12 protein-coding genes and 1 pseudogene are annotated in these 10,207 nt (G+C 40.3%); 6 read left to right on the plus strand and 7 right to left on the minus strand.

The genetic code is table 11. The features are described from left to right. On the plus strand, positions 1–242 hold a 242-nt coding region (locus CDZ78_RS00895; protein WP_444979187.1), incomplete at its 5' end, for an ISAzo13-like element transposase-related protein. A 249-nt stretch (positions 243–491) separates the two neighbouring features. On the opposite strand, the gene CDZ78_RS00900 is transcribed toward CDZ78_RS00895, so the two are convergent. The 4 genes and pseudogenes from CDZ78_RS00900 to CDZ78_RS00910 all read right to left on the minus strand — a co-directional run bounded on the left by CDZ78_RS00900 (position 492) and on the right by CDZ78_RS00910 (position 2,469). Next, positions 492–1,583 (minus strand): Fic family protein, encoded by a 1,092-nt coding sequence (locus tag CDZ78_RS00900; protein ID WP_087868262.1) that lies wholly within the window; start codon positions 1,581–1,583, stop codon positions 492–494. Positions 1,584–1,677: 94 nt separating this feature from the next. Then, a pseudogene (locus CDZ78_RS22795) lies at positions 1,678–1,860 on the minus strand (ADP compounds hydrolase NudE); the annotation flags it as partial. A gap of 190 nt (positions 1,861–2,050) precedes the next feature. After that, positions 2,051–2,182, minus strand: a complete 132-nt coding sequence (locus tag CDZ78_RS23515; protein WP_280175532.1) for a hypothetical protein — start codon at positions 2,180–2,182, stop codon at positions 2,051–2,053. Positions 2,183–2,256: 74 nt separating this feature from the next. Next, positions 2,257–2,469 (minus strand): type II toxin-antitoxin system RelE/ParE family toxin, encoded by a 213-nt coding sequence (locus CDZ78_RS00910; RefSeq protein ID WP_087868263.1) that lies wholly within the window; start codon positions 2,467–2,469, stop codon positions 2,257–2,259. 187 nt (positions 2,470–2,656) lie between these two features. Here CDZ78_RS00910 and CDZ78_RS00915 point away from each other — a divergent pair, with 187 nt between their 5' ends. After that, a complete protein-coding gene (locus CDZ78_RS00915; protein ID WP_087868264.1) occupies positions 2,657–3,205 on the plus strand; it encodes a hypothetical protein in 549 nt (182 codons plus the stop codon). Between the two features lie 267 nt (positions 3,206–3,472). Here CDZ78_RS00915 and CDZ78_RS00920 read toward each other — a convergent pair whose 3' ends face one another. From CDZ78_RS00920 to CDZ78_RS23520, 3 genes are all read right to left on the minus strand, one after another. After that, positions 3,473–4,228, minus strand: a complete 756-nt coding sequence (locus CDZ78_RS00920) for an HvfC family RiPP maturation protein (RefSeq protein ID WP_087868265.1) — start codon at positions 4,226–4,228, stop codon at positions 3,473–3,475. After that, positions 4,209–5,060: an HvfB family MNIO-type RiPP peptide maturase gene (locus CDZ78_RS00925; RefSeq protein WP_087868266.1), complete on the minus strand. Its 852-nt coding sequence runs from the start codon at positions 5,058–5,060 to the stop codon at positions 4,209–4,211. Before CDZ78_RS00925 ends, CDZ78_RS00920 begins: the two co-directional genes overlap by 20 nt. A gap of 989 nt (positions 5,061–6,049) precedes the next feature. Next, positions 6,050–6,175, minus strand: a complete 126-nt coding sequence (locus CDZ78_RS23520; RefSeq protein ID WP_263458613.1) for a hypothetical protein — start codon at positions 6,173–6,175, stop codon at positions 6,050–6,052. A 281-nt stretch (positions 6,176–6,456) separates the two neighbouring features. Here CDZ78_RS23520 and aroG point away from each other — a divergent pair, with 281 nt between their 5' ends. The 4 genes from aroG (at position 6,457) to CDZ78_RS00945 (ending at position 9,915) form a co-directional block, all read left to right on the plus strand. Further along, positions 6,457–7,527, plus strand: coding sequence for a 3-deoxy-7-phosphoheptulonate synthase AroG (gene aroG / locus CDZ78_RS00930; protein ID WP_087868267.1), 1,071 nt, complete (start codon positions 6,457–6,459; stop codon positions 7,525–7,527). A gap of 12 nt (positions 7,528–7,539) precedes the next feature. After that, complete coding sequence (gene thiS / locus CDZ78_RS00935) at positions 7,540–8,517, plus strand: sulfur carrier protein ThiS (RefSeq protein ID WP_087868268.1); 978 nt, start codon at positions 7,540–7,542, stop codon at positions 8,515–8,517. Between the two features lie 72 nt (positions 8,518–8,589). After that, complete coding sequence (gene trmB, locus CDZ78_RS00940) at positions 8,590–9,216, plus strand: tRNA (guanosine(46)-N7)-methyltransferase TrmB (RefSeq protein WP_221901039.1); 627 nt, start codon at positions 8,590–8,592, stop codon at positions 9,214–9,216. Between the two features lie 72 nt (positions 9,217–9,288). Beyond that, positions 9,289–9,915, plus strand: coding sequence for a hypothetical protein (locus tag CDZ78_RS00945; RefSeq protein ID WP_087868270.1), 627 nt, complete (start codon positions 9,289–9,291; stop codon positions 9,913–9,915). The last annotated feature ends 292 nt before the right edge of the window (positions 9,916–10,207 follow it).

Raw genomic sequence — 10,207 nt, forward strand, 5'->3', positions numbered from 1 at the left:
AACATCGTTTTTTTCCTCATGTGACTCGTGCTTGTGAAGGTGTTGTATTTGACTCGGTTGAAACAGTTAAAACATTGATTTCTAGAACATCAACGTCAAAAGGACTAACAACAATTGTTCACATACTCGACAAAATATACGAGACAGGACGAAAATATGCCGCTGACTTCAAAGAAATAATGCCGATTGTATTTGATACACATTTACCAAAATGGAATTACCGTGCAATTCCTCAAGAATAATTAATATCGGGAAGTTGTTTCGTGCTTATTCCTAAGGGTAAAAAACCCACTATTTACTTTTGTTAAAACTAGTTTTACATGTTGTGGTTAAACCTTATTCCTATAAAGACCCTTTTTATGTGCATATCCAAATAACACGCACAAGAAAATGTCATTTTGTGTGCATATCCAAATAACACGCACAAGAAAATGTCATTTTGTGTGCATATCCAAATAACATGCACAAGAAAATGCCATTTTGTATGACTATTATGCTTGGTTTTGTTGTTCATTACTGTTCAGCAGTAACTGAAAAAGGGCCTCATTAAGATAAAAGTTATCCTTTCCTAATTTATGTTTAGAAAGCAAACCCAATTCAAGCAAAGCATCTAAATATTTAGCTGCTGTATTTCGATGTACTTGTAAATCAGTCATTACAAACTCAATCTTGGTATACGGATGACGAAAAATATTATTCAGCAAATCCTGACTATAAATTTTAGGTAATTGCTCGCGTAACTGTATTTTGTATTCCTGCATTAGGCTTTTGATATCCTTAATCAAAATAATAGTTTGCCGTGATGTTTGTTCCACAGCCTCCAATATAAACAATAACCATGGCTCCCAGTTTTGATCTTCCCGTACACTTTGCAACAATCGGTAATAGTCTTGTTTATGCTGATTAATATAGCGACTTAAATACAACACTGGTAGTGTTAATAAATCCTGTTTAATCAAGTACAACACATTAATCACTCGACCTGTGCGCCCGTTACCATCATAAAACGGATGAATGCTTTCAAACTGGTGATGAATCACCGCCATTTTAACTAGGTCATCCCATTCACAGCATTCATCATTATTGATAAATTGCTCAAGGTTGGACATGTGTTCGACAATCTCATCATGTTTTTGCGGCGGGCTGTAGATTACAGCCCCTGTTTGCTCATTTTTTAGCGTTGTTCCCGACTGGGTTCTAAAACCCGCATTTTTTTGTTCAATGGCTGCTTGTATCTTTTTTATATCATTACAGGTTAAAAGCCCATGTTGTTTAACTTGGCTAAAACCATCTTGTAAAGCAGAAGCATAATTAAACACTTCTTTAGCCGCCAGCGTGATAAATTGCTGGGCGAAGATATCACTTTTAAACAATTCATCATGCGTAGTGATAATATTTTCTATTGCAGAACTGTCTTTAGCTTCTTGCAAGGATAAGGTATTAATTAAAATACTCTCATTGGGGATGGTTGCCACAAGACCTTTTAACTCAGCTAAGGCTTGGTGGGCTTTGGCGCATTTTTTTAATACCGCTTTGCTTTCTATGTTTTCGACTAGGGGCAATAATGAAATTTTATAATTCATTTTTTTACCTCTTATATAGCAGACAAATAAAGGATAACGAAGGGAGAATTTTTATATGGAATATGTTTCGAGCCTTCCGTCGTTAATTATTTTTTTAACCATTCTGTTGCAGCATATAATCTCTAACCATGTACAAAGCAGCAATACTTCGTGCTTCTGTACATTGCCCACTACTCACTAGTTGCGTTAAATTATCCAGCTTCCATGGTACAACCTCTAGTTCTTCCGGCTCATCTCCAGGCAGTTTTTCCGGATATAAGTCCTGGGCAAGTATAATTTCCGTCGCATTTATGGTAAAATTGAAACTATGCTACAACTATATGAAAAAAATAGTCTTTTCATTCGTTTCAAATGCTATTGCCTAAGGGGAATTAAGTAGGGGTTTGCTATAAACATGGCAAAACCACCTAAAATAAACCTCGATACACCAGCATTGTGTATTTCAGCTACTCAATAATTGGGAAACTTCAGTAGTTAACGCCACCATGAGATAATTTTTCACTTTCAATGGCGGCATACCGTCGCTTATTTTTTTCACAAAGTGAGTCATAAAATTTCTTCATCGACTTTTCGATATTTTTTTTATAAGGAAATGACATAAGACAACCACTGAGTAATAAATTAAGATAACCTTAATTTAGGGGAGATATTTCATTATTCAAGCTTGGCTGCTTCAGGAAGTTATTTCGTGCACATTCCTTAGGGTATAAAAAATCAGGTGCATTCCTTCAGGAAAACAATAGTATCCAGCGTTGATATCATCACGTTTTTTGCCGATTAACGGGTTTTTAGATAGCCACGTAAATCTGGAAAAGAGTAAGTTCAGATATTTATCAGCCTGATCAGTTCCCCATTCTTGGTATGTGTACAACCATATTTCTTCCAGATCAACTTGTGCCTAAAATATTAGGGTCAGACTCGATTTAATTTTTCTTGTTTTTCTTTGATGGCTCATCACTTGAAAAAATATAGTAACGGTTAATATGCCAGCATGGGGAAGGTTTGTTATTTGCTTATTAACTGTTCGATTTGCATTGCTTGCTATAATGCCATAAAAATTCTAGGTGATATTTATGACAGATGATGAATTGAAAGAATTAGTAGCAAGTTTGGCTGTTTCCCAGAAGCTTACTGATGAGCAGATAAAGAAGACTGATGAACAAATGAAGCGTACTGACGAAAAAATAGAGCGGCTAGGTGTGCGGCTAGGCAATATTAGCCGTAATCAGGGTGATGTGGCTGAGGAGTTTTTTTATAACAGTTTAATCAAAGATAACCATTTGGGTGCAATTGCTTTTGATGATATTACCAAGAATATGGAAAAGCACCGAGGTAATATACAGGAAGAATATGATTTGTTTATGACTAATGGCGATTCGATTGCTATTGTTGAGGTTAAGTATAAGGCGCACATTAATGATCTGGATAAACTGGACCGGAAATTTAATAATTTTAAGAAGTTATTTCCAATTTATAAGGATTATAAGTTGTATGGTGCTTTAGCCGCTTTTCATATGAATTATGATGCAAAAGAAGAGGTATTAAAGCGAGGCTATTTTGCTTTACAAAGAAATGGTGACTTGATATGCAGTGAAAATAGTGACTATTTAAAAGTTGTTTAATAAAGACAGGAAGGAATTCTTTTTAATAAAACTTCCCCTAGCCCCTCCTTGCTAAAGAGGGGGAGCTGAATGGTTACGTTCGATCTATTTCAGTCAAGGGACCGGAAATATTAGGGTCAGACTCGATTTTTAGTTTCATTTCCGCTTCCTGGATTCAAGGCGGAGCCACTGAGGGCGTCAGTTTTTTATAAGGTAGTGCATAAGTCAAGAGGTCAGCTAGCTTGATTTGGAGTCTATTCCTGGGAACTTTGGCATTGAATATTTTCACTACGACATATAGACAAGCTGCTTATCTATAAATTGCTGTAATGCTTCAATAGCTGAATTTTTAAGAGATTCGCCTGGGCTGTCAGGTAAGATTATAGTTAAACCATTAGCAATGCTTGTCGGCTGGTGAGTTTGTATTGTTTGTAATAGGTGAAAACTCATTGGGGAAAGTTCAATAAATTTTACTTCATCTTCGTTATTACGGGAAACGGCTAGATAACTGGGTTGCTCTGGTGTTTGTAATGGTAGATAAGTAGGTGATATTTTGTGTACTGGGAATTGATAGGCTAATATCCAGACTAAGGGCGATAAGCTGATTGTTTGATTCAGATCAGTTATCTGCTCTGCTTCAGTGTCAGGGAGATTTTCCTGGGCTATAGACAGAGCCATTTCTACCCATTCATAATGGGCAAGCTCTAGCATAAACGGATAGTCTTCTGTGTTAGCTGCTCTTTCATTCTGCAAGTAAGCGATGAATTCCTCGGGAATCTCGGAGAAATACGGGGTTGTGCACGGATGAGTGGCAAAAAAATCTTGTGCCAGTTGTTGCCATTGTGCGTCATTTAAGATTTTTCGTAATACGGGAAAGTTGCTGGATAAGAAGCTTTCTACATTATTAAAAAATAATTCGCGGTACATTTGCATGCGTTCCGGCTGTACATCTTCCGGGCAGGGCTGCTCGGCAGGGTTGCGGATATAAGCAGAAAACTCAGCTTGCTTGGCTTTAAAGTCGATTTTATGCGGAAAGTTGCTCATTATGCGTGTGCCATGCTGATTGAATGGATTGAATAGTGCTCACTTCTCGCTGTAGTTCCGCGATGTCGGGTATATTAAAGTCTCTTTCCAGAAGTGTTGGAAATACGCCATATAGCTCATAGGCTTTGCCGAGTAATTGCCATACCGGGTCGATAACTTCAGCGCCATGAGTATCCACCAGAAAATCCTCGGCTTCTACATAGTGTCCTGCGATATGCGCATAACTAATGCGTTGTGCCGGGATAGCCTGTAAGAACTGTTCAGCATCATAACCATGGTTAACACTGTTGACGTAAATATTGTTAATGTCTATTAGTACGTCGCAATCTGCTTCTGTCGTCACGGCATTGAAAAAATCAATTTCAGACATTTCCTGGCCTGGAGCAGCGTAATAGGAGACATTTTCAATTGCTATTTTTTGTTCCAGTATGTCTTGTACGCGCTGTATGCGTTTGGCAACATGATGCACTGCTTCCTCTGTAAAAGGGATAGGCATTAAATCGTAGAGGTGTCCGTCATGGCTGCAGTAGCTTAGGTGTTCACTATAAAACTTGATTTTATGCTCATGCATAAAGTCTTTTAAGTTTTTAATGAATGCTTCGTCAAGTGGGTCTGTACTTCCAATAGATAGGGATAAGCCATGACAGATAAATGGATAGCGCTCGGTCATTGCTCTAAATTGCTTGCCTGGTTTTCCGCCTAGTGTCATCCAGTTTTCTGGTGCTACTTCATAGAAGCTGACATTGTTTAGTGGTGTTGCCAGTGCTTGCTCAATAAAGGAGCGGCGCAAGCCAAGGCCGGCGTCATGAACAAGGTTTTGAGTGTGTTGCATGATATTTCCTTTATTGTTATAAGTTAAGGTGATTACAAATGTTGCAAGGGCGTGCCTTTGACGCCTGTAAAAGTATCAATAAAATCCCCCTCCTTAGTTAAGGAGGGGCTAGGGGAGGTTTGGTATATTAAAACTAATCACGCAATATCAGTGTCCTATGTTTTTATACACCCCCCCTCAGTCCCCCCCCCCTTCACAAGGGGGGAAGCTAAAAGCAGATGCTTTCACCGCCTCTTTAGAGGCTGTGAAAGTATTCAACAAAATCCCCTCCCTGGTTAAGGAGGGGCTAGGGGAGGTTTGATATATTAAAACTAATCGTACAATATCAATGGTCTATGTTTTTATACACCCCCCTCAATCCCCCCTTCTCAAGGGGGGGAGGCTAAACGTAGATGCTTTCACAGCCTCTTTAGAGACTGTGAAAGTATTCAACAACTGAAGTTTCCCAATAATTATTTATGGTAAAATTGAAACTATGCTACAACTATATGAAAAAAATAGTCTTTTCATTCGTTTCAAATGCTATTGCCTAAGGGGAATTAAGTAGGGGTTTGCTATAAACATGGCAAAACCACCTAAAATAAACCTCGATACACCAGCATTGTGTATTTCAGCTACTCAATAATTGGGAAACTTCAGTTCAACAAAATCCCCCTCCTTGGTTAAGGAGGGGCTAGGGGAGGTTTGATATATTAAAACTAATCATGCAATATCAATGTGGCCTATGTTTTTATACCCCCCCCTCAGTCCCCCCTTCTCAAGGGGGGAGGCTAAAAGCAGATGCTTTCACAGCCTCTTTAGAGACTGTGGAAGTATTCAACAAAATCCCCCTCCCTGGTTAAGGAGGGGCTAGGGGAGGTTTGATATATATTTAAACTAATCATACAATATCAGTGGCCTACGCTTAAAATCAGGGAAACGGAGCCTAAGCGGAGTGATGATTTTTAGTCCCTGGTAGGCGACAGGGCAATTCGCTGATCCGAAGTGCGCTAGTAGCGCGCGAGGGAGGCAAGAATTGCATTCCGAATAGCCGTCCAGCCATTTGAGGTAGTCTTAACGGAGCAGGGTTTTGTGCGTAGTTGAGACGGACGCAGGGCGACCAGGGCATCTCCCATTCGCTGCGTAGGCGAATGAATGTTGGTGACAGGAGTCCCAGAATGTTGTGAGGTAGCATGGCGCGCCTGTGTTTTTATACGATCCCCCTCAGTCCCCCTTCTCAAGGGGGGAGGCTAAACGCAGGTACTTTCATAGTCTCTAAAGTCGCGGCCTACAAGTTACTGGTTTGAAATTATAGCCTTTTCAGTTTTAAAAAGGCAGGCTTATTTGTTAGCGTGTTTTTATGTTAAAATGCTCGGTTAATCTATTTTAACAGTGATAATCGTTTTTCGTATAGCTCATGCAAAGTCAATTTAATACAGATAATTTAAGAATTCGTGAGACCAAAGAGGTCATGGCGCCCGTGCAGGTTCATGAGGAGCTGGTGATAACTGAAGTGGCCGCTAAAACGACAACTGATGCTCGTAGAGCCGTGCATGATATTCTAATGGGGCAAGATGATCGTTTGGTTGTGGTTGTGGGGCCGTGCTCTATACACGACACCAAGGCTGCCCTGGAGTATGCGCAACAGTTAAACAGTCTTAAAGACGAGTTAAAGCAAGACTTGCATATCATTATGCGCGTTTACTTTGAAAAACCGCGCACAACGGTGGGTTGGAAAGGTTTGATTAATGACCCTGATTTAGATGATAGCTTTAATATTAATAAGGGGCTGCGTGTAGCTCGAAAGTTATTATTAGAACTCAATACACTGGGTGTGCCGGCGGCAACAGAGTATCTGGATTTAATTACTCCGCAATATATTTCTGATTTAATTGCCTGGGGCGCGATTGGCGCGAGAACAACGGAAAGTCAGTGTCATAGAGAGCTTGCCTCTGGCTTGTCATGTCCTGTTGGTTTTAAAAATGCAACGGATGGCACCATTGCTATAGCCAATGACGCCATTAATGCAGCAATGCGACCCCATCATTTTTTATCAGTCACTAGTGCGGGGCATTCAGCTATTTTTTCTACGACGGGTAACGAAGATGCGCATATCATTTTAAGAGGTGGGACTGATGGACCTAATTATGATGCTGTCAGTGTCGATAAGGTGGCGCTTAGTATGGAAAAGGCTGGTTTAAAGGCTAATATCATGATTGATTTAAGTCATGCGAATAGTTTAAAACAATGTCAGCGGCAATTATTGGTTGCTGACGATGTGGCTGAACAAATAGCGGGTGGTGATCAGCGTATTATGGGGGTCATGATTGAGAGTCATTTAAAATCAGGGCGACAGGATATCGTTGCAGGGCAGCCTCTGGTTTATGGGCAAAGTGTAACAGATGCTTGTATAGACTGGGCGGACACGAAAATAGCGCTGAAGAATCTGGCGCTTGCGGTACAAAACAGACGAACTGTAAAAAACTAACAGGAATCAAGAATGAATGTTTATGTAAATGGCGAAACGAAACAATATACAGAAAGTATTAGCGTGGCAGATATTGTTAATGATTTGGGTTTAGCTAATAAACGTATTGCAGTTGAATTGAATAAGGAGATTTTGCCCTTTAATCAATATGCAGAGATTAATGTTAAAGCGGATGATAGGCTGGAAATTGTCCAGGCAATTGGCGGTGGTCAGGAAGATAGCTTTACTATTGCCGGACAACAGTATAAATCACGCTTATTAGTGGGTACTGGTAAATATAAGGATATGCAGGAAACTCAGCTGGCTATTGAGGCGAGTGGAGCAGAAATTGTAACAGTCGCCATTAGACGGACTAATATTGGTCAAAAGCCTGATGAGCCTAATTTACTGGATGTTATTTCGCCGGACAAATATACTATTTTACCCAATACAGCTGGCTGTTTTACTGCTGATGATGCAGTGAGAACCTGCCGCCTGTCTCGTGAGTTGTTGGGTGGGCGCAAGCTGGTTAAGCTGGAGGTTTTGGCTGATCAAAAAACCTTATTGCCAGAAATAGTCGAGACTTTGGCTGCTGCTGAGTTGCTGGTAAAAGATGGCTTTGATGTGATGGTTTATACTAATGATGATCCAATTATTGCCAAGCGTCTGGAAGAGATTGGTTGTGTAGCGGTAATGCCGCTTGCAGCTCCAATTGGGTCTGGATTAGGGGTGCAAAATCCTTATAATATTCTGACCATTGTAGAAAATGCCAAGGTACCTATTTTAGTTGATGCGGGTGTTGGTACTGCGTCTGATGCGGCAGTAGCGATGGAATTAGGTTGTGATGGAGTATTAATGAATACTGCGATTGCAGTCGCTCAGAATCCGGTGTTAATGGCCTCTGCCATGAAAAAAGGAATTCAGGCTGGGCGTGAAGCCTTTTTAGCCGGACGTATGCCGAGAAAACGATTTGCTTCTGCGTCTTCGCCAGTAGATGGTTTGATTGGGTAAGCATACGTGGCCTCATTAGCAGAAGGGCAGGAAGTTCCAAGAATTAAGAGCTTTATTCGCCGAATTGGGCGTATGACAACGGCGCAAAGGTACGCGCTCGATACTCTTTGGGGGAAATATTGTCTGGATCATGAGCTTGTCTGTGATTTTGCGGAAATTTTTGGTCGTCGTGGGCCTGTTATTCTTGAAATTGGCTTTGGGAATGGTGAAAGCCTGGCAAAAACGGCGCTGGAAAATCCCGATAAGGACTATATTGGCATTGAGGTGCATAAACCTGGTGTTGGTAATTTATTAGCACAGCTGGAGCGACAAGGAATTTCTAATGTTAGAATTTTTTATCATGATGCGATAGAAGTGCTAGAGAAGTGCATTCCAGGGCATGGATTATCAGGCGTGCATTTGTTTTTTCCTGATCCCTGGCATAAAAGAAAACACCACAAAAGGCGTATTGTACGCCCTGCTTTTGTGCATTTAATTGCGCAGAAATTGGTGGCGGGAGGTTACTTCCATGCAGCAACGGATTGGCAGCATTATGCCCAGCATATTTTGAAGATTTTAACTGCGGCAGAGGTGTTTTCTAATCAAAGTCCGAGCCAGGATTATTGTTCCAGGCCTGATTATCGGCCTTTAACAAAATTCGAGCAGAGGGGCTTACGACTGGGGCATGGCGTCTGGGATTTGATCTTTACACGAAGTTAAGAAAATTAGCATAACTTTGCAGTTTTTAGTCTACAATTTAATTTAAAGTTAAGCAATATAGGTGCGGGAAGTATGAATTTTACAGCACAACTGCATGAATATGCTCAATGGCGCAAAAATACTGCTCAGGCAATTGAAATGTATTGTGAGTGGTGCGAGCGATATGAATTGGCAGATGAACAGGTAACAGGCGAGTTGTTAGGCATACTTAATGCTTTGAATAGTGCGCGTATTACTCTGGCTTTTGCAGCTGAATTTTTGCGTGGTAAAACTGAACTAATGAATGCCTTATTCTATTCTGAAATGGGCTTAAAACTCTTGCCTTCAGCAGTGGAGAGCGCAAGGTCGTGTCCAAGCGAGTTGTTTTATGATGAGGCGGGTTGTTATATTCGTTTGCTGGATATAGATACCCGGCTTGACGATAGCTCTTTAATAGAGTGCAAGCGAAATTCTGAAAACTGGACGCAAATTGATCTGGATTGTGATTCGCCAGAACAAATACAGGAAGCATTTAAAGAGCTCTTGGCGGTTAAAAAAGTATCCAGAGAACACGCGTATAAATTAGGTTTGTGGAATGAGCGTGAGGCAAATAGATCTGGCTTGTTAGATGCAGAAGAGCTAGAAATTCCTTGTTGGCGCTATGCTTTGATCAGTCTTCCGCATCCTATATTGAAACAGGGGTTAAGTATTCTGGACTGAAGTTTCCTAGTTTTTAAAGCATAAGAATATTAGTTAGTGCTTATTTTTAATAAATATTAGCATTTCCTAATAATACTGGCATTCCGTTTGCTAAAACCCTTGAATTTACTTAAAAAACAACAGGTTAATGATGAATGAGACCTGTTTTTACTGTATAATAAAAGATGTTAACTCATTGATTATACAAACAAAACGGCCTCATTCATGTTCATTTTACGCGATATTTTACTCCCGCTTCAAGATCATTTTTCCGAAACCACTTTAGGCCGCGAACGAGCCTCTCTGTTTGTTT

This window comes from Bathymodiolus platifrons methanotrophic gill symbiont, assembly GCF_002189065.1.
Taxonomy (GTDB): domain Bacteria; phylum Pseudomonadota; class Gammaproteobacteria; order Methylococcales; family Methylomonadaceae; genus Methyloprofundus.